We start from the raw sequence: 19,656 nt of genomic DNA, 5'->3' as shown, positions 1-19,656 counted from the left end.
TCATTCAACCTGATGGGCCATGGCGGAAAGCAGTGCCGCTTCGCTCAAGTCCTTGCGCGGCAGGGTCGCGACGGACGTGCCGTCGCTGAGCACGGTCACGCAGTCGGCGGCGGCGAGCAGCTCCTCCAGCTCGGAGGAGATCATCAGCACGCTGAGGCCCTCGTCGGCGAGGCTGCGCAGCAGCTTGAGGATTTCCGATTTGGCGCCGATATCGATGCCGCGGGTCGGCTCGTCGATGATCAGGACACGTGGGTCGGTGGCGAGCCAGCGGGCAAGCAGCACCTTCTGCTGGTTGCCGCCGGAGAGCTCCCTGATCGGCTGGTCGGGCGAGGCGCATTTGACGCCGAGGGCGCGGATGTAGCGGGTGACGATCTCGTCCTGCCGCGCGCGGTCGACGATGCCGGCCTTCTTCAGCCTCGGCAGCAGCGCCAGCGTCATGTTCTCGCGGATGCTCATGTCGGGCACGATGCCGTCGATCTTGCGGTCTTCCGAGACGAGGCCGATGCCATCGGCGATGGCGTCGGCCGGCTCGCGATAGGTGCGCGCGCGGCCGTCCATGCGGATCGTGCCGCGCTGCATCTTGTCGGCACCGAAGATCAGGCGCGCCGTCTCCGTACGGCCCGAGCCGAGCAGGCCGGCAAGGCCCGATATCTCGCCCTCGCGCACGTCGAGACTGACATCGCGGACACGCACGCCTGCACCGGCATTCTCGACCGCGAGGCGGACGGGCCGCTCGGGCGCGTCCTCATCTGGCGCGATCGCCTGGAAGGCGGCGAGCTCCTTGCCGAGCATGTGGCGCACCAGCGCCATCTTGGGCATGTCCGCCATCGGGCTTTTCGCGACCGTCTGGCCGTCCCGCATGATCGTCACCCGGTCGCAGATCGCGTAGAGCTCGTCGAGCCGGTGCCCGATGAAGATGACGGCGACGCCCGCGCGTTTCAGCGTGCGGATCGTCTCGAAGAGCACGGCGACCTCGCGCTCGTCGAGCGAGGAAGTGGGCTCGTCCATGATGACGAGGCGGGCCTTTTGCGTGACGGCGCGGGCGATGGCCACCATCTGCCGGGTCGCGGCATCGAAATGCGCGACGGGCCGGTCGACGTCGATGGAGAGGTTGAAGGTTTTCAGCACGGCCTCGGCGCCGCGCCGCATGGCGGCATGGTCGATCAGGCCGAAGCGCTTCGGCTCGCGGGAAAGGTAGATGTTCTCCGCCACCGAGCGCTGCGGGGCGAGGTTGATTTCCTGGTAGATCGTCGCGATGCCGGCGCCTTGCGCCTCTGCCGGCATCGAGAAATCGACCTCCCTGCCGTCGAAGGCGATGCTGCCCTCGTCGCGGCGGTAGACGCCGGTGAGGATCTTGATCAGCGTGGACTTGCCCGCGCCGTTCTGGCCGACGAGCGCCATGACCTCCGCCGGCTCGACCTCGAGCGAGGCGGATTTCAGCGCGGCAACGCCGGCAAACGCCTTTGAAACGCCCTGCATGGACAGAAGCATCGGGTTCCTCCTCTATCCGCCCTCCGGGACGGGCATCACGAGCCTACACCCGAACGAACCGAAGGTCAGGCCCGTTCAAGAAACGGCCGAGACGGTGGAGCCGCCCCGGCCGCAAGAGGCTTGGGAGTTCTGGTCAGTAGGCGTCGGCGAGTTCCGCGGCGGCGTTGGAGGCGTCGTAGAACTTGTCGTCGTTGATGATCATCGGCTCGATCGTCTCGCCCTTGGCATAGCGCAGCATGGTCTCGAAGGCCTTAGGCCCGAAGCGCGGATTGCACTCGACGACCGCGGCGATCTTGCCGTCGACCACTGCCTGCACGGCCTCCTTGCCGCCGTCGATGGACAGGACGAGCACATCCTTGCCCGGCACCTTGCCGGCCGCTTCCAGCGCGGCGATGGCGCCCATCGCCATTTCGTCGTTGTGGGCGTAGATGATGTCGGCATCCGGATGCGCCTGAAGCAGGGCTTCGGCCACCTGGCGGCCCTTGTCGCGGGCGAAGTCGCCGGTCTGCGAGGCGACGATCTCGAAGCCGCCGGCCGCCTGGATCGCCTCATCGAAGCCCTTCTTGCGGTCGTTGGCGGGCGACGAACCGGTCGTGCCTTCCAATTCGATGATCTTCGACTTGCCGTTGGCGTTCTTCACCAGCCATTCGGCGATACGCTTTCCTTCCTCGACGAAGTTCGAGCCGATGAAGGTGAGGTAATCCTCGCCGGCCTTGGCCAGCGACGGATCGACCGACCGGTCGAGCAGGATCACCGGGATGCCCGCCTTCTTGGCGGCCATGACGGCGGGAATCAGCGGCTTTTCCTCGCGCGGGGCGAGGAAGATGACGTCGACGCCCTGGGCGATCATCGAGTTGACGTCGGCGACCTGCTTGGCGGCGGAACCGGCGGCGTCCGTGTAGACGAGCTGGTAGCCGAGCTTTTCAGCCTCGGCCTTCATGCTGTTCGTCTGGGCGATGCGCCAGGGATTGTTGGATTCGGTCTGCGCGAAGCCGACCTTGTAGGTGTCCTTCTGTTCGAGCTTCGGCACTTGGGCGATCGCAACGCCGGCAACGGCAAGCGCGCCGGCGGCCGTGGCCGCGAGCATGAAGGTGCGACGGGAAATCATGGTCATGAGCGGGTTCTCCTCCCAGGTTCTGGCCGGTGCTCCTCTACCGGACGTGAGCAAATTCCTGCTTCACATGGGCAAATCTTGCGCTAATAATATTAGCAGTCAAGAGCCAAAATTATGAGCACTTGCAAAAAATCCGCGTGCAGTGCAAAGCACGCCGACGCGAGGAACGGACGCATGGCCAGGGGTAACGGGCGCAATTCGGGCAAGGAAGGCGGCGGACGGCCGACGATGACGGATGTCGCGCGGATTGCCGGCGTCTCGCAATCCAGCGTCTCGCTCGTCCTCAACGAGATGTCCGGCTCGCGCATCTCGCCGGAGACGCAGCAGAAGGTGCGCGAGGCTGCTCATAAGATCGGTTATAAATTACCGGCGACCCGCGGTCCGGTCGCGGCGGCCCCGACGGTGGAGAAGGACACGATCGCCTTCATCGTCGACGAAATCTCGACCAGCCCCCATCCCGTCGTCAGCCTCGACGGCATCCGTGACTACGCCTTCGAGCAGGGACTGCTGGTTTCTGCCCATGCCACGCGCTCCAATCCTGACCTCGAGCAGGCGGTGCTGCGCTCCGTCCTGCGCGACCCCGCCATTGCCGGCGTCGTCTATGCGACGATCTTCACGCGAAAGGTCTCCGTCCCGCCCGCGCTGAAATCCATCCCGACCGTGCTGCTCAACTGCTATTGCGAGCCGCGCCAGCATGTGGCGATCGTGCCGGGCGAGGTGGCGGGCGGTTTTGCGGCGACGGCGCACCTGACCGCGCTCGGTCACAAACGCATCGGCTTCATCAACGGCGAGCCCTGGATGGACGCGGCGATGGACCGTCTCAAGGGCTACAAGCAGGCGCTTGCCACCGCCGACATCGCCTTTGACGAGAGCCTGGTGCGCGATGGCGACTGGCTGCCGCTGCGCGGCTACGAGGCCGGACTCGACCTGCTTTCCCTGGACAATCCCCCGACCGCGATCTTCTGCGGCAACGACCTGATGGCGATCGGCGTCATGGAGGCGGCGCAGGAAAAGGGGCTGCGGGTGCCGCAGGACCTCTCCGTCATGGGTTATGACGACCAGGAGCTCGCCCGCTACACCCATCCGCCGCTTTCGACGCTCGTCCTGCCCAACTACGAGATGGGCCAGAAGGCCGCCGAGATCCTCATCGACATGGCGATCCACGGCAAGCAGACGCGTGCCATGACGATCAAGGTCGACGGGCCGCTCGTGGTCCGGGACACGACGGCGGCGAAAACAGCTGCTCGCTAGCGCAATTCCAGCAAAGTGCGCAGCGGGTTTGCGTCAGGAATTGCGAAAAAACAAACGGATAGAGCGTTTTCGCGATTCGGAGAAAAGCGGAAATGCTCCAGATCGCGCCCTATTCGAAAAGGTCGGGGTTGGCCGCCTCGATCTGCGGCAGGTCCGTGAGGATGCCGTTGAGATGGCTGCGCATGGCGGCCTCGGCGGTTTCGGCGTCGCGCGTGTCGATGGCGTTGATGATCGCCTCGTGCTCGCCGATCAGCCGTGTCATCGAGTCCGGATGGCGGAGCTGCAGGTTGCAGACGCGGTCCATGTGCGCCTTGATGTCCGAGATCGCGTTCCAGGCCAGGCCGCATCCGGCGCCTTCGGCAATCGCGATGTGGAACTGCTCGTCCTCGCGACGAAAGGCGTTGTGATCGTTCGCATCGCGCGCGGCCTTCTGGCGGGCGAGGATCGTGTCGATCTTGCGCCGGGTCCAGGTGTCGAAGGATTCGCTCGCGCGGCGCGCGACGGCGGTCTCGATGGCCTCGCGCACGAAACGCGCCTCCATCATCTGGCGCGCCGAGATGCGCACCACGACGGTGCCGCGGTTCGGGCGGATATCCACCAGCTTCGACTTGCCGAGGGCGATCAGCGCCTCGCGAACGGGCTGGCGCGAGACACCCATGCGGGTGGCGATCTCCTGTTCGGAGAGCCGCGTGCCGGGGGCGAGCTCCAGCCGTATGATAGATTCGCGCAGGTCCCGTTCCACCTGCGCCGCCGCGGTTTCGCCGGTATCGATCTTCAGGGATTCAAGGTTCACGTCTTTTACCGCCGTCATGCGTTGACATCCATTTGAAGCCACCATACAGTACCATACAATTCATGCGCAACAAAAATCCGGTGGCCTGAGAACCGGATCAACAGGGAGGGGCTGGCGCCATCTTGCCGGCCGGAAGACGATATTGCTGTCCAATTTCATTGCACCCGATTCCCATGATCCGCGGCTGAATATTAAATCCCGCTATCAGATGCTTGTCGATGGCAAGTCCGTCGATGCGGCATCCGGCAGGACGATCGACCGCGTGAGCCCCGGCCATGCCGGCGCCGTGGTCGGCACTTGGCCGGAAGCCTCGGCGGATGATGTGCGGCTGGCGGTCGCCGCCGCGCGCCGGGCTTTCGATACCGGCCCCTGGCCGCGCATGTCGGGCGCCGAGCGCTCGCGCCTGATGTTCAAGGTGGCGGACCTTGTCCTTGCCCGTCAGGAGGACCTGGCGCTCGCGGAAAGCCTGGAGGTCGGCAAGCCGATCGCCCAGGCGCGCGGCGAGATCGGCTTCTGCGCCGACCTGTGGTCCTATGCCGCCGGCCAGGCCCGCGCGCTGGAAGGCCAGAGCCACAACAATATCGGCGATGATCGTCTCGGCCTCGTGCTGCGCGAACCGGTCGGCGTCGTCGGCATCATCACACCGTGGAATTTTCCCTTCATCATCGCCTCCGAGCGCGTGCCGTGGGCTATCGGCGCCGGCTGCACGGTGGTGCTGAAGCCCTCCGAATTCACTTCCGGCACCTCGATCCGCATGGCGGAGCTGGCGCGCGAGGCCGGCATTCCGGACGGCGTCTTCAACGTCGTCACCGGCTACGGCGATCCGGCGGGCCAGGTGCTGGCGGAGGATCCCGGCGTCGACATGGTCGCGTTCACCGGCTCCGTGCGTGTCGGCACGAAGCTCGGCGAGATCGCGGCGCGCAGTGTCAAGCGCGTCGGGCTGGAGCTCGGCGGCAAGGGGCCGCAGATCGTCTTCGCCGACGCGGACCTGGAAGCCGCTGCCGACGGCATCGCCTACGGCGTCTACCACAATGCCGGCCAGTGCTGCATTTCCGGCAGCCGCCTGCTGGTCGATGAAAGCATCCGCGATGCGCTGATGGAGCGCCTGCTCGACATTTCCCGCAAGGTCACCTTCGGCGATCCGCTGAACGAGCGCACCAGGATCGGCGCGCTGATCTCGGAGGCCCATGCGGAGAAGGTGCATTCCTATGTCGAGGCGGGCGTCGCCTCCGGCGCGGAACTCCTGCTCGGCGGCGAGAGGGTCGGCAGGCAGGCCGGTCTCTATTACGCGCCGACCGTCTTTGCGGGCGTCACGCCCGACATGTCGATTGCCCGCGAGGAGATCTTCGGCCCGGTGCTCTCGACGCTGACCTTCAGGACGGCGGACGAGGCGGTGGCGATGGCCAATGCCACGGAGTTCGGCCTGTCGGCCAGCGTCTGGTCCACCAATCTCGAAAACGCGCTGCAGAGCATTCGCCGTATCCGCGCCGGCCGCTGCTGGATCAACAGCGTGATCGACGGCACGCCGGAGCTGCCCATCGGCGGCTACAAGAAGAGCGGCCTCGGCCGCGAGCTCGGCCGCTACGGCTTCGACGAATATTCCCAGTTCAAGGGCGTGCACGTCACGCTCGGGCGCCCTGCGCCCTGGTTCGCATAACCGGCTGCCGTTAGGCGGTCAGGAGGAGGAAAATCCCGGCTGGCGCGATCTTTGGTCGGAGCCCGCCAGCCGGGACCTGGGTCCCTTGGGACCCGCATTGCACATCCAAAGGGAGGATACGCAAATGAAGTTGACCAGGTTGAAAACCGTGGCCATGGCCGCGGGCCTTGCCGCCATGATGACATCTACGGCGCTTGCCGCAGACGTCAAGGCCACGATGATCATCTACCTCGATCCGAGTGTCCAGTTCTTTAATCCCGTGGTGAAGGGTGCGCAAGACGCCGCCAGCCAGTTCGGCGTCGATCTCGACGTGCAATATGCCAACAACGACCCGGTGCGCCAGAACGACCTGATCGAAAGCGCGACGGCCAGCGGCGTCGACGGCATCGCGGTGGCGATCTCCTCGTCGGATGCCTTCGACGAGAGCATCTGCGCCGCGGTGAAAGCCGGCATCATCGTCATCGGCTTCAACAACGACGACCTCGAAGGCGCCAAGGGGAATTGCCGTCAGGCTTATGTCGGCATGGACGAGTTCGCTTCGGGCTATGAACTCGGAAACCGCATGATCAAGGAATTCGGCCTGAAATCCGGCGACGTCGTCTTCAATCCGCGCGAGATTCCGGAGGCGAGCTTCGCGGTCGCCCGTGGCGGCGGCATCGAGAAGGCCATGGCGGAAAACGGCATCAAGGTGGAAACGGTGCGTGCCGGTCTCGACCCGGCGGAAGCGCAGAACATCATCGCGCAGTTCCTGATCGCCAATCCGAACGTGAAGGCGCTGTTCGGCACGGGTTCGGTCACCTCGACGGTCGGTGCCGGCGCCATCAAGGATGCCGGCGTCGACATCCCGTTCGGCGGCTTCGACCTCGCGGTCGAGATCGTCAACGCGGTGGAATCCGGCGCGATGTTCGCGACCATGGACCAGCAGCCCTACCTCCAGGGCTACTACCCGATCGCCCAGATCGCGCTTGCCAAGAAGTACGGGCTGACCCCGACGGATATCGACACCGGGCAGGGCGCCTTCCTCGACAAGTCGCGCATCAGCTCGGTCAAGCCGCTGATCGGCAGTTTCCGCTAACCGGACCCGAGGGAGCCTGCCGGCATGACCCGGCGGGTTCCCCGTTCCCCAACGATCGAGTGCCAGACCGTGACACCTATCCTCGCCGACAGTGCCGCGCCCCGTTCGCGCACGCAAAGACAATCCACTCTCAGGAAGATCATGGGCATGCCCGCGGGCGCGATCTTCCTCGTCTTCATGACGCTGCAGATCGTCTGCATCGCCGGCGCATTGCTCTATCCGAACGAGTTCCGTTATCTCTCGCCGCAGAACCTGACGATCCTGATGAAGGCCATCCCCGTGCTCGGCTGCTTGGCGCTCGGTGCCGGCGTGCTGATGATCGCGGGCGAGTTCGATCTCTCCATCGGCTCCGTCTACACCTTCACCGCCGTCCTGATGGCAAGCCTCGTGGGCGCCGGCGTGAGCGCGTTCATCGCCGCGCCGCTCGGCATCGTCGTCGGCCTGATGATCGGCCTCCTCAACGGCCATATCACGCTGCGCTTCGGCCTGCCGTCCTTCATCGTCACGCTTGGCGGCCTCCTGTTCTGGCGCGGCGCCGTGTTGCTCTACAACGGCGCGGTGCAGGTGCGCTTCGATCCCGAGCCGATCTTCACGAGCCTGTTTTCCGGCACGCTGCTCGGCATCAACGCCGCCTTCATCTGGATCGTGCTGTTCGTCGTCGGCTTCCATTTCCTGCTGCACCGCCACCGCTTCGGCAACCACGTCTTTGCGACAGGCGGCAATCGCGGCGCGGCGGAGGCGATCGGCATCAACACCAACCGCGTCAAGCTCATCGCCTTTGCGATCGCCGGCGGCATGGCGGCCATGGCGGGCATTCTTGCCACGGCCCGCGTCGGCAGCGTGCAGCCGGGGCAGGGCGCCGGCCTCGAACTCCAGGCCATCGCCGCCTGTGTCATCGGCGGCCTGTCGCTGCGGGGCGGCCGCGGATCGATCATCGGCATCTTCCTCGGCGTGCTGCTGATCCACACCATCACGGATGTGCTGCTGCTGCTGCGCGCGCCCGGCTTCTATCTCGACATGTTCATCGCGACGCTGATCGTGCTGGCCGCCATCTTCAACCATCTCATCGAGCGGCGAGGGCTTGCGTGATGTCTCATCTCCTCGAACTGCACAACATCTCCAAGAGCTTCGGCGCGCTCACCGCCCTTCGCAATCTCAGCTTCCACATCGGTGAAGGCGAAGTGGTGGGCCTGCTCGGGGACAACGGCGCCGGCAAGTCCACCACGGTCAACCTGATCTCGGGCATCCACAAGCCGACCGACGGTTATCTCAGCGTCGACGGCAGGAAGACACTCTTCACCTGCCGGTCGGATTCGGCGGATGCCGGCATCGAGACGATCTACCAGCACACCGCACTGGTCGACAGCCTCTCGATCACCCGCAACATCTTCATGGGGCGGGAGCTGACGGACCGCTTCGGCTTTCTCCGGCAGGCCGAGATGCGCGACATCGCCATGGAGGTGTTGCAGAACGCCGTTCACATCTCCGGCATCGATTCACCGGATACGCTGGTCGGTAATCTCTCGGGCGGCCAGAAGCAGGCCGTCGCCATCGCCCGCGCCGTCTACTTCAAGAAGCGCGTGCTGCTGCTGGACGAGCCGACCTCCGCGCTCTCGGTGCGCGAGACGGAGGCGCTGCTGAACCAGGTGTTGAAGCTGAAGGCGGAGAACGTCTCCAGCGTGCTGGTGACGCACAACATCTACCACGCCTACCAGGTTTGCGACCGGTTCGTGATCATGAGCCATGGCACCAAGGTCTTCGACGTCGCCAAGGCGGAGACGACGATCAACCAGCTCACCGAATATGTCGTGCTCACCTGATCTTCATTTCTGAAAGCAAGAGGCAATGCCGTGACTATTTCCGTATCAGTACGCCAGGTCGTCGGGCCGCAGGACGCCGCACGGCGCAACACGCAGGGACTTCGCGACGGCTTCGTTATCGAGGCGATGTTCCAGCCCGGTCAGGTGAACCTCACCTATAGCCATCTCGACCGCATGATCGTGGGTGGTGTCGTGCCGACGGGCGAAAAACTCGAGATCGGTCATGTCGCCGAAACCGGCACGGGCCAGTTCCTCGAACGCCGCGAGGCCGCCATCGTCAATATCGGTGGTGCCGGCACGGTGAGCGTCGGAGGCAGGAACTATCCGCTCGGCTTCCGGGAGGCCGTCTATCTCGGCATGGGCGAGGGGACGCTTGGCTTTGCAAGCGACGACCCCGCAGAGCCTGCGCTGTTCTACGTCCTGAGTGCGCCGGCGCACCGGACCTGCCCGACGGTGCACATCACCCGCGACATGGCGAAGAAGGTGCATCTGGGTTCGGCGGAGGAATGCAACGCCCGCACCATCAACCAGTATGTGCACCCGGATGTCTGCGAGAGCTGCCAGCTGCTCGTCGGCCTCACCATGTTCGAGCCGGGCTCCGTCTGGAACACCATGCCGGCCCATGTGCACGACCGGCGCATGGAGGTCTACCTCTACTTCGATATGCAGGAGGCGACCCGCATCTTCCATTTCCTGGGCGAACCGGGCGAGACGCGGCATGTCGTGCTGAAGAACCGCGAGGCGGTGCTGTCGCCCGGCTGGTCGATCCATTCGGGCGCGGGAACGGGCCGCTACGCCTTCATCTGGGCCATGGCCGGCGACAATATGAGCTTCACCGACATGGACAAGGTGCCGATGGAATCTCTGCGATGAGCCTCTTCGATCTCTCCGGCCGCTGGGCGATCGTCACCGGTGCCAATACCGGCATCGGCCAGGCCATCGCAGTCGGGCTTGCGAATGCGGGCGCCGATATCGTCGGCGTCGGCCGTTCCGCCATAACGCAAACCGAGGCGGATGTGCGCGCTCTCGGCCGGAGATTTGTCACCGTTTCGGCGGATCTTTCCCGGACCGGCAGCGCGGCAAGGGTCATTTCCGGGGCGCTGGAGGCTGGCGCAACGCCGGACATTCTCGTCAACAATGCCGGCATCATCCGCCGGGGGGATTCGCTGGATTTCACGGAGGAGGACTGGGACGCGGTGCTCGACACCAACCTCAAGTCCGTTTTTTTCCTGTGCCAGGCCTTCGCGAGGGCCGCGCTGGCCGCGGAGCGCCGGGCGAAGATCATCAACATCGCCTCGATGTTGTCCTTCCAGGGCGGGATACGCGTGCCGTCCTACACGGCGGCAAAGAGCGGCCTTGCCGGCATTACCAAGCTTCTGGCCAACGAATGGGCGGGGAGCGGCATCAATGTGAATGCCATCGCCCCCGGCTATGTCGAGACCAACAACACGATGGTGCTCCGGGCGGATGCCGAGCGCAATGCCGATATCCTGAAGCGTATTCCGGCGGGCCGCTGGGCGCGGCCGGAGGACATGGCCGGTGCGGCGGTTTTCCTTGCGAGCCCGGCCTCCGACTATGTACATGGCGCCATCCTGCCGGTCGACGGCGGATGGCTTGCCCGATGAGAGGACCGAAATGCAGTTCTATTCCCTGCCCGAGAATACCGTCTGGATCGAAGTCGCCCCCGGCAACCGCCGCGCGGTGCTGAGCGAGCGCCCGGAACTGATGCTCGTTGCCTTCAGCTTCGACGAGGGCGCCGTCGGCGCCCTGCATTCGCATCCGCACACGCAAGTCAGCTACGTCGCCGAAGGCGCGTTCGACGTCACGGTGGACGGCGTCACCACACGCCTCGAACAGGGGGGCAGCTTCATCGTCGCGCCCAATCTCGTGCATGGCGTGGTCGCCTTGACGAAGGGACTGCTGATCGACACGTTCACGCCGCGCCGCGATGACTTCCTGTGAAGGACCGTATCGAGATGCTCTTCTGAAGGTAAGCGACGCGGGGCCTGTGGAACGAAAATGCCGGGTGCAGCGCGGAAAATGTGTCAGGCGATCCGCCTTCCTTCCCGATCGAGAACCTGCTCGCCGTCCTCCTTGAAGAACGGTCCCTTGAAGGTGTCGGGCAGGATATCGAGGACGACCTCGGAAGGACGGGCCAGCCTGGTGCCGAGCGATGTCACGACAAAAGGGCGGTTGATGAGGATCGGCGTCTCGATCATCGCGTCGAGCAGCTGGTCGTCGGTCAGGCCCGGATTACCGAGGCCGAGTTCGGCATAGGGCGTGCCTTTCTCACGGATGGCCTGCCGAACGGTCAGCCCGGCATCCGCGATCATCGTTTCGAGCTGCTCCCGCGTCGGCGGATCTTGCAGGTATTCGATGACGGTCGGCTCGATATCGGCCGCGCGGATCAGCGCCAGCGTGTTGCGGGACGTTCCGCAGGACGGGTTGTGGTAGATGACGGCGTCCATGGTCAGTGCCTTTCGAAGAACGGGATGGTCGTCGTGAGAGGGGTGGGTGCTCGGGACAGTTTCCAGCCTGATCATGCTCATGATGGTGTCGCCTAGGATCGACGGCAGGGCGCAAGCTCGGCGACCAGCGGCGCGGGCACCAAGCCATCGGCCGCTGCGTTGTCCTCGTCAAGTCTCGGCAGGTCCGCGCAGCGGTTTTGACGCAGATCATCGCAGCATGGCCGGGTCGAAGGCTAGCTTCTCCTTCATTGGGTAACCATTCAGGCGAAGGAGCTCGAAAATGCCTTTCAAGACCATACTCTCGCTCATCGGCACGACAGACACCGAAGCGGATATCGACAAGGCCGTGGCACTGACGGCAGAGCTGGAGGGGCACCTGTCCGTGCTGGCGCTGCGAACCGCGATATCGCCGTTCGGTACAAGCTACCCGGCCGCGGCCGCGTGGCTGGATGCGCGCCAGAAGGAGATCGACGGGCTGATGGACGTCCGGCGCATGGCCGAGGACCGTTGCCGGAAAGGCGGACTGTCCTTCGGCATCGATCACCTCTACGATGACCGCTACATGATCGAAAGCAATATCGGCATGCGTGCGATGTATGCCGATGTCGTCGTTGCCGGCGAGGGGATCCGTTCGGATGCCGACCTGCGCAGCGCCGCCGTTGCGGCCACGGCTTTTCAATCCGGCACACCGCTTCTCCTGATGCCGAAGGCGGGCCGTGTCAGCCTGAAGCCGAAAAGCGTCCTCCTGGCGTGGAATGGCCGCCCGCAGGCTGCCAGCGCCGCGAAGGCCGCGATGGAGATGCTGGTGGGGGCCGGCGCGGTCCGCCTCGTCGTCATCGATCCGGATACCTCCTATTTCGGCAACGGCGAGGAGCCGGGCGCCGACATGGCGGCCTTCCTGGCCCGCCATGGGGCGAAAGTCGTCGTCGAGCAGCGCTCGAGCGGGGAGCGCGAGGCGGAAGACGTCATCCGCCAGCATGCGCTCGAACTCGGCTGCGACATGATCGTCATGGGAGCCTATGGCCATTCGCGTCTGCGCGAGCGGATCTTCGGCGGCGTTACCGCGTCGATCCTGGAGAGCTGCGACGTGCCCGTCTTCATGGTGCGGTGACCCTCGAAGCGCCCCGGCCGCCCTCCCGGCGCCGGGGCGCTTCCGCCGCCGTTCAGGCGTTCCAGGACATTGCCGGCGACACCTTTCGCATGAGCGTCTTTTCAAGCTCCAGAACCACCATCGTCACCAAACCGATCGCCAGGATCAGCAGGCCATCCGTCAAGGCGACCGGTGCGCTGCCGAAGAGAGCGTGCATGAACGGAGCGAAGGTGAAGAGGAGCTGCGCGGCGACGACGACGGCGATGGCCGCGAGCACGGCGGGTGTGCCCATGGCGCCGATCAGACTGAACGAGGTGCGGTGCAGGTAACGCACGTTGAACAGATAGAAGATCTCCATCACCACCAGCATGTTGACCACCATGGTGCGCGCGCCGTCCTCGGCATAGCCCCTGTTGAGCGCGTATTCGAAGATGCCGAAGACGCCGAGCATGAAGATGAGGGAGACGAAGGCGATGCGCCAGACGAGGAAGCGCGAGAGGATCGGCGCGTCGCGCCGGCGCGGCGGGCGGCGCATGACGCCGGGCTCCGAGGGCTCGAAGGCGAGCACCAGGCCGAGCGTGACGGTGAGGATCATGTTGATCCAGAGGATCTGCACCGGTGTCATCGGCAGCGTCAGGCCAAGGAGGATCGCGAAGATCACGCACAGCACCTCGCCGCCATTGGTGGGCAGCGTCCAGCCGATCACCTTGCGGATATTGTCGTAGACCGTGCGGCCCTCGTGCACGGCGGCGACGATGGAGGCGAAATTGTCGTCGAGCAGCACCATCTGGGCGGCCTCCTTGGCCGCCTCCGTGCCCTTGCGGCCCATGGCGACGCCGACATCGGCCTGCTTGACCGCCGGCGCGTCGTTGACGCCGTCGCCGGTCATGGCGACGATATGGCCGTTCGCCTGGAGGGCGCGCACGATGCGCAGCTTGTGCTCGGGCGTGGCGCGGGCGAAGACGCTGACCTCCTCGACGATCCGGCGCAGGTCGTCGTCCGTCATTGCGTCGAGCGCGCTGCCTTCGAGCGCCTTCGGATCGTCGGCGATGGCGAGCTTGCGGGCGATGGCGACGGCGGTGCCGTTGTGGTCGCCGGTGATCATCTTGACGGCGATGCCGGCGGAGCGGCATTCGGCCACCGCCGCGATGGCCTCCTCGCGCGGCGGGTCGATGAAACCCGCGACGCCGAGGAAGGTCAGGCTGGTCTCGACCATGGCGAAGGTCAGCCGCTCGACGTCCCGTCCGGCGGTCCCCACCGCGAAGCCGAGCACGCGCTCGCCCTCGGCGGCGGCCGCGTCGATGCGCTGGCGCCAGTAGGCGGGGTCGATGGCGCCCGGTGCGCCTTCGCCTGCCTGGTTCGTGCACATGGCCAGCACCCGTTCGGGCGCGCCCTTGACGAAGATGCGGCGCGTGCCGTCCGGATCGTCGTGCAGCGTCGCCATGAAACGGTGCTGGGCATCGAACGGAATCTCGTCCAGCCGGCCCCAGATCTCGCGTTCGGTCTCCGGGTGCAGCCCGGCTTTCGCGGCAAGCGTGACGAGCGCCCCTTCCATGGGGTCGCCCAGCACCGCCCACTGTCCGTCACGCTCGATAAGCCGCGCGTCGTTGCACAGCAGTGCGGCGCGGATGAGTGCGTCGCGGACCGGGTCCGGCCGCGCCGCGCCGCCGTCCGGGGCCGCAAGCTTGCCCTCCGGCGCATAGCCCGCGCCGGCAAGCTCCGTCACGCCCCCGGCCGTCACGACATGGCGCACGGTCATCTCGTTCTTCGTCAGCGTGCCCGTCTTGTCGGAGCAGATCACCGAGGTCGCGCCGAGCGTCTCGACGGCCGGCAGCCGGCGCACCACGGCATTGCGCGCCGCCATCCGCCGCACGCCGATCGCCAGCGTGATGGTGATGACGGCCGGCAACCCTTCCGGTACGACGCCGACGGCGAGCGCCACGACCACCATCAGCGCGTCGAGCCAGTCGTAGTGCCTCACCAGCACGGCGAAGACGAAGAGGATGGCGGCGGTGCCGATGGCGAACCAGGTGAAGAACCGGCCGAATTCGTTGATCTGGCGCAGCAGCGGCGTGGTCAGCGTCTGCACGTTGCCGATGAGGTTGGAAATGCGGCCGATCTCGGTGCGGCTGCCCGTCGCCACCACGACGCCGTGCCCCTGGCCGGTGGTGATGAGGGTGCCGGAATGGAGGATCGGCAGCCGGTCGCCGAGCGCGGTGTCGGCCGGCACCGTCTCCTCCCGCTTTTCGGCGGGCACGGACTCGCCCGTCAGGATCGCCTCGTCCGCGCTGAGCCCGCGCGCCCTGATGAGCCGGATGTCGGCCGGCACCTTGTCGCCCGCCTCCAGCACGACGACGTCGCCGGGAACGATCTCGCGGGCATCGACGGTGTGCCGTTCGCCTTCGCGCACGACGACGGTGTGCGGGGCGATCATGTCGCGGATCGCGTCGAGCGCCCGCTCGGCCTTGCCCTCCTGGATGAAACCGACCACCGCGTTGACCACGACGACGATGACGATGACCACGCCGTCGATGACATGGCCGAGCAGCATGGCGGCGAGCGCGGCCGACAAGAGGAAATAGATGAGCGCGTTGTTGAACTGCGCAAGGAAGCGCAGGACCGGATGCGTGCGTGCGGTGGCCGGCAGCTGGTTGGGGCCATGGGTGCCGAGGCGGCGCCCGGCCTCGTCATGGCCGAGGCCGTCGAGGCCCGTCGCCAGCGCCGCGCAGGTCTCTTCCTTCGTGCGGGCGTGCCAGGCCTGCGGGCGGGTTTGAATATCGACTGCGCTCATGCCCTTCTCCTTCGCCATCATGCCTCCTTTTCCGTTGTGCCCGTCATCCATCCGATCGCGCGCCTCTGCCGGGGACGATCATCACGTCGCACTCCACCCCGTCGAGAAGCGCCTCGGCGACGCTGCCGATCAGCGCGCCGAGAAGGCCGGTCCGCCCGTAAGTGCCGGAAAGGAGCAGGTCGATGTCTTCCCTCACCGCGAATTCCGCCAGAAGGGTCGCGGGATCGCCATGGGCCACCTGGATGCCGACATCCTCTCCTCCTTCCGGCAGGTGGCTTGCGAGGAAGGTCTTCGCATCCTTCCGCGCCAGGTTCGCCCGGCCTTGTTCGGAACCATCCTTGTCGTCGAGGAAACTGCGGAACGGCATGTCGAAGGCGTGGAAAAGCGTGATGCCCGACGGCGGGAAGAGCAGGGCGCCCATTTGGAGCGCGCCGGCGGAGGCTTCAGAGAGATCGCTGGCCACCACGATGCGGCGATAGGCCCGCCGCGCCCGCTTCTTCACCACCAGCACCGGCAGGCCGGCCTGGCGCACCACGCTTGCCGTCGTGCCGCCGACCAGCATGTGCCCCAGCGCATCGTTGCCGGCAATGCCGGTGACGATCATGTCGCACTTCCTTTCGCGCGCGACGGCGAGGATGACGCCGGCCGGTTCTCCTTCGCGGATATCGACATCCCAGGCGATATCGCCGACATCCGCGAACTCGCGATCGAGATGGTTGGACGCGCGCCGCCTGGCGGCGGCGAGGACGGTGGAGGCGGCGGCGGTCATGCTCACGACGTCGAGCGCATGCACGATCGTCAGCTTCGCCTTCCATGCCCGTGCGAGATCGAGCACACGGTCCTGCGCCCTGTCGCAGCGTGCGCTGAGGTCCGTTGCAAGAAGAAGGTGGCGAGGGGGCGTTTCGGCCATGGGCACGTTTCCTTGTCGCGTTGGCGCAGCGAGGCAGCGCGGTTGATGGCGGCGGGGTTCACCCGGCGGTGTCCCCCAGGATCGAGACGGTTTCCTCGGCGATCACCTGTTCCTCGTCGGTGGCGATGACGAAGGCGGCGATACGGCTTGCAGGGGTGCTGATGCGGGTCGTGTTCGCGGCATTGGCGGCGGGATCGAGGCCGAGGCCGAGCCAGCCGAGCCGCTTGCAGACAGCGGCCCGGACCGCCGGCTGGTTCTCGCCGACGCCGGCGGTGAAGACGACGGCATCGAGGCCGCCGAGCGTTGCGGCGAGCCGGGCGATCTCGCCGGCGATGCGGAAGGTGAAGAGGTCGATCGCCTCCCTCGCCTCCGGCGCATCGCTGGCAAGAAGGTCGCGGCTGTCGGCGCTGATGCCGGAGACGCCGAGGAGGCCGGATTCGTGGTAGAGGAGGTCTTCCACCTCGGTTGGCGTCCGCCTTTCGCGCTGCAGGAGATGCAAGAGCACGCCGGGATCGAGCGCGCCGCAGCGTGTTGCCATCGGGATGCCGTCGAGGGTCGAAAAGCCCATGCTGGTGTCGCGGCTGATGCCGCCAAGCATGCCGCACAGGCTCGCGCCGCTGCCGAGATGGGCGACCACGACCCGGCCGCCGGCCGCCTCCGGCGCCACGCGCGCCAGTTCGCCGGCGATGAACCTGTAGGAAAGGCCGTGGAAGCCGTAGCGCTTGATGCCGCGGTCATGGAGGGCCCGCGGGATGGCGAAGCGGCGCACGAGCGCGTCGTTCGTCCGGTGGAAGGCGGTGTCGAAGGAGGCGGTCTGCGGCAGGTCCGGCAGCAGGCCGGCGATCGCGCGGATCAGGCGCAGGCTCTGCGGCTGGTGGAGCGGCGCCAGCGCCGTCAGCGCGTCGATCGCCGCGATCGTGTCCGCATCGAGATGCACGGGGCCGTCGAACCGGTCGCCGCCATGCACGACGCGGTGCCCGGCCGCCGCCACGTCGCCGAGGTCGAAGTGGCGGCCGAGAACAGCCAGGGTCTCCGACAGGATGCCGCTCAGATCCTCGTCCGGCCGGGCTTCCAGCGCGGTTTCGATCCGCCGTTCCCCCTCGCTGACCCGCAGCGTCAGCGGATCGTGGCGGAAATCGATCACGCCGCGCGCGATCCGGTCCGGTCCGCCGGTGCGAAGCGCGAACAGGCCGATCTTCACGGTGGAGGAACCGGCATTGAAGGTCAGCAGGGTCTTCACGCGGGCAATCCCTCCGCCGGATACGGCGCGGCGGCCATCTTGGCGAGCGCCGCCGAAGCGATGCGGGCCGAAAGCGGATCGGAACGGCTGGTCAGCACGATGGGCACCCGCGCGCCCAGCACCAGCCCGGCCGCCGTGGCGCCGGCGAAATAGATGAGCTGCTTGGCGAGCATGTTGCCGGCCTCGAGGTCCGGCACGAGCAGGATGTCGGCTTCGCCCGCGACGGGGGAGACGATGCCCTTGGTGCGGGCGGCGTCCACGCTGATGGCATTGTCGAAGGCGAGCGGCCCGTCGACCTTCGCGCCGGTGATCTGCCCGCGCGCCGCCATCACGGTCAGCGCCGCGGCGTCGAGCGTCGCCGGCATCTTCGGGTTCACGGTCTCGACGGCGGCAAGCACCGCCACCTTCGGCTCCGCCATGCCGAGGCGGCGCAGGAGATCGACCGCGTTCTGGCAGATATCGCGCTTGTGCTCCAGCGTCGGCTGGATGTTGATCGCCGCGTCGGTGACGATGAGCGGCTTGTCGTAGGCCGGGACGTCCATGGCATAGACATGGCTGATGCGCCGTTCGGTGCGAAGGCCCGAGCCGGGTGCGACGACGGCGCCGAGAAGCTCGTCCGTGTGCAGGCTGCCCTTGACCAGCACGGCGACCTTGCCCGCCACGGCAAGCTCGACGCCGCGCGCGGCCGCGGCATGGCTGTGGGCGACAGGGTCGATCTCGATGCCGTCGAGAGAGACCTGCGCGGCTTCGGCGGCGGCCCGGATCTTGCCCTCCGGCCCGACGAGGATCGGTTCCAGCAGACCCGCCTCGCGCGCTTCCAGAGCGCCGGTGATGGCCGCGGCCGAGCAGGGATGCACGATGGCGGCCCGGATCGAAGGAAGCGCCCGCGCCTGTTTCACAAGGGCCTCGTAGCGATCGTGCCTTCTCAGCGATACATCGGGCAGCCGCGTGCGCGGCCATTCGATGCTGCGCTCCGGCGCGATCACCGTCGCCGTCCCCTTCAGCACGACCTCGCCCTCGCGATTGGTGCAGGCCGTATCGAGCACGACGATGCGTTTTTGCGGCTGCTTCTCCTTCACCGTGACGGTGGCGGTGATGGTGTCGCCGGGGGCGACGGGCTTGCGGAACTGCAGGTCCTGGCCGAGATAGATCGTACCCGGGCCCGGCAACCGCGTGCCGAGCACGGCCGAGACGAGGGCCGCCGTCCACATGCCATGGGCGACGACATGGCCGAAGAGGCCGGTTTTCGCGAAGGCTGCGTCGAGATGCGCCGGGTTCTGGTCGCCGGAGATGGCGGCGAACAGGTCGATGTCGTCGTGCCCGACGAGCCGGACGATCGAAGCCGTATCGCCGGGCTGCAGCTCATCGAAGGTCCTGTTGCGGAGAAAGTCGTCCATCGGCGGTTCACCTTTGCAAGACATGGCTGCCCGGGTATCCGCGAGCGGTGTTCAGGGCGGGGGCCGGGTTCGGGTGATGGCGCACCGGCCCGGCGGATGGCGCCACCCTATAGAGGGCAGTCTCCACGTCCTTTGACACAGATCAAGTTTCATTGCGCCAAACCGCCTAGAATGACACCATGTCGAAACGGAAAACGGGAGTTCGTCATGTCTCATGGCAATACGACGGATGCGGAGCGAGTTGCATCCGCCTTCACCTGGCCGATGGTTCCTGTTGGCGCCGACCCGCTGTTCCGCATGCCGTTCGAGATCGGCATTGCGATGTACCGGCAATGGCTCGGGGCATCGTCGCGCCTGCTTCAGGACCAGTCCGCCTATCTCCAGAATCTCGCCGAATGCGACGATCCCCTCAACATGCTGGTCTGCCAGACGGAGTTCGCCGAGAAATCCGTCGTGGCCGGTCTCGACGAATTGCGCCGCGGCGTCGACGCGATCACGGACACGGCCTGCGAGCAGCTGACCGTGGACCGGGCACTGCCGCAATAAGCATCTCCGCTTT

The 19,656-nt window shown here is 66.4% G+C and carries 18 protein-coding genes; 10 read left to right on the top strand and 8 right to left on the bottom strand.

All coding sequences use genetic code 11. The annotated features are described in order from the left end of the window. Both WMC41_RS26535 and WMC41_RS26530 read right to left on the bottom strand, forming a co-directional pair. Window positions 1-1,491, bottom strand: coding sequence for a sugar ABC transporter ATP-binding protein (locus WMC41_RS26535; RefSeq protein ID WP_432349580.1), 1,491 nt, complete (start codon window positions 1,489-1,491; stop codon window positions 1-3). Between the two features lie 133 nt (window positions 1,492-1,624). Next, a complete protein-coding gene (locus WMC41_RS26530) occupies window positions 1,625-2,605 on the bottom strand; it encodes an ABC transporter substrate-binding protein (protein ID WP_432349579.1) in 981 nt (326 codons plus the stop codon). Between the two features lie 174 nt (window positions 2,606-2,779). Between WMC41_RS26530 and WMC41_RS26525 the strand changes: the two genes are divergently transcribed. Further along, entirely contained in the window at window positions 2,780-3,856 is a 1,077-nt protein-coding gene (locus WMC41_RS26525; RefSeq protein ID WP_245081944.1) for a LacI family DNA-binding transcriptional regulator, read from the top strand. 109 nt (window positions 3,857-3,965) lie between these two features. On the opposite strand, the gene WMC41_RS26520 is transcribed toward WMC41_RS26525, so the two are convergent. After that, window positions 3,966-4,667, bottom strand: coding sequence for a GntR family transcriptional regulator (locus tag WMC41_RS26520; protein WP_245081942.1), 702 nt, complete (start codon window positions 4,665-4,667; stop codon window positions 3,966-3,968). Window positions 4,668-4,791: 124 nt separating this feature from the next. Between WMC41_RS26520 and WMC41_RS26515 the strand changes: the two genes are divergently transcribed. The 7 genes from WMC41_RS26515 (at window position 4,792) to WMC41_RS26485 (ending at window position 11,163) form a co-directional block, all read left to right on the top strand. After that, window positions 4,792-6,306 carry an aldehyde dehydrogenase family protein gene (locus tag WMC41_RS26515; RefSeq protein WP_432349577.1) on the top strand — a complete coding sequence of 505 codons (1,515 nt, stop codon included), beginning with the start codon at window positions 4,792-4,794 and terminating at the stop codon, window positions 6,304-6,306. A 124-nt stretch (window positions 6,307-6,430) separates the two neighbouring features. Further along, complete coding sequence (locus tag WMC41_RS26510) at window positions 6,431-7,381, top strand: sugar ABC transporter substrate-binding protein (protein ID WP_432349575.1); 951 nt, start codon at window positions 6,431-6,433, stop codon at window positions 7,379-7,381. A gap of 69 nt (window positions 7,382-7,450) precedes the next feature. Further along, complete coding sequence (locus WMC41_RS26505) at window positions 7,451-8,470, top strand: ABC transporter permease (protein WP_245081930.1); 1,020 nt, start codon at window positions 7,451-7,453, stop codon at window positions 8,468-8,470. Beyond that, window positions 8,470-9,201: an ATP-binding cassette domain-containing protein gene (locus WMC41_RS26500; protein WP_272808460.1), complete on the top strand. Its 732-nt coding sequence runs from the start codon at window positions 8,470-8,472 to the stop codon at window positions 9,199-9,201. The genes WMC41_RS26505 and WMC41_RS26500 overlap by 1 nt, the downstream gene beginning before the upstream one ends. Before the next feature lie 30 nt (window positions 9,202-9,231). Further along, window positions 9,232-10,074, top strand: coding sequence for a 5-dehydro-4-deoxy-D-glucuronate isomerase (kduI, locus tag WMC41_RS26495; RefSeq protein ID WP_432349574.1), 843 nt, complete (start codon window positions 9,232-9,234; stop codon window positions 10,072-10,074). Further along, a complete protein-coding gene (gene kduD, locus WMC41_RS26490; RefSeq protein WP_432349573.1) occupies window positions 10,071-10,826 on the top strand; it encodes a 2-dehydro-3-deoxy-D-gluconate 5-dehydrogenase KduD in 756 nt (251 codons plus the stop codon). The genes kduI and kduD overlap by 4 nt, the downstream gene beginning before the upstream one ends. Window positions 10,827-10,836: 10 nt before the next feature. Then, window positions 10,837-11,163: a cupin domain-containing protein gene (locus WMC41_RS26485; protein ID WP_432349572.1), complete on the top strand. Its 327-nt coding sequence runs from the start codon at window positions 10,837-10,839 to the stop codon at window positions 11,161-11,163. Window positions 11,164-11,246: 83 nt separating this feature from the next. Here the strand turns inward: WMC41_RS26485 and arsC are convergent, their stop codons facing one another. Further along, entirely contained in the window at window positions 11,247-11,669 is a 423-nt protein-coding gene (arsC, locus tag WMC41_RS26480) for an arsenate reductase (glutaredoxin) (RefSeq protein ID WP_432349632.1), read from the bottom strand. A 280-nt stretch (window positions 11,670-11,949) separates the two neighbouring features. On the opposite strand from arsC, the gene WMC41_RS26475 reads away from it, so the two are divergent. Beyond that, window positions 11,950-12,780, top strand: a complete 831-nt coding sequence (locus WMC41_RS26475) for a universal stress protein (RefSeq protein WP_432349570.1) — start codon at window positions 11,950-11,952, stop codon at window positions 12,778-12,780. Window positions 12,781-12,832: 52 nt separating this feature from the next. Here WMC41_RS26475 and WMC41_RS26470 read toward each other — a convergent pair whose 3' ends face one another. From WMC41_RS26470 to WMC41_RS26455, 4 genes are read right to left on the bottom strand one after another with little or no spacing between them, the layout of a single operon-like run. Further along, window positions 12,833-15,550: an HAD-IC family P-type ATPase gene (locus WMC41_RS26470; protein WP_432349569.1), complete on the bottom strand. Its 2,718-nt coding sequence runs from the start codon at window positions 15,548-15,550 to the stop codon at window positions 12,833-12,835. Between the two features lie 43 nt (window positions 15,551-15,593). Continuing rightward, window positions 15,594-16,460, bottom strand: a complete 867-nt coding sequence (locus WMC41_RS26465; RefSeq protein WP_432349568.1) for a universal stress protein — start codon at window positions 16,458-16,460, stop codon at window positions 15,594-15,596. 58 nt (window positions 16,461-16,518) lie between these two features. Next, window positions 16,519-17,709 (bottom strand): acetate/propionate family kinase, encoded by a 1,191-nt coding sequence (locus tag WMC41_RS26460; protein WP_432349631.1) that lies wholly within the window; start codon window positions 17,707-17,709, stop codon window positions 16,519-16,521. After that, window positions 17,697-19,097, bottom strand: a complete 1,401-nt coding sequence (locus WMC41_RS26455) for a bifunctional enoyl-CoA hydratase/phosphate acetyltransferase (RefSeq protein WP_245081917.1) — start codon at window positions 19,095-19,097, stop codon at window positions 17,697-17,699. The genes WMC41_RS26460 and WMC41_RS26455 overlap by 13 nt, the downstream gene beginning before the upstream one ends. 207 nt (window positions 19,098-19,304) lie before the next feature. On the opposite strand from WMC41_RS26455, the gene WMC41_RS26450 reads away from it, so the two are divergent. Next, window positions 19,305-19,643, top strand: a complete 339-nt coding sequence (locus tag WMC41_RS26450; RefSeq protein ID WP_432349566.1) for a hypothetical protein — start codon at window positions 19,305-19,307, stop codon at window positions 19,641-19,643. Window positions 19,644-19,656: the final 13 nt, after the last annotated feature.

This window comes from Shinella yambaruensis (genome assembly GCF_050859155.1).
Taxonomy (GTDB): domain Bacteria; phylum Pseudomonadota; class Alphaproteobacteria; order Rhizobiales; family Rhizobiaceae; genus Shinella; species Shinella yambaruensis.
The sequence above is the reverse complement of the archived record's forward strand: the minus strand, read 5'-3'. Positions and strand labels throughout refer to the sequence as shown.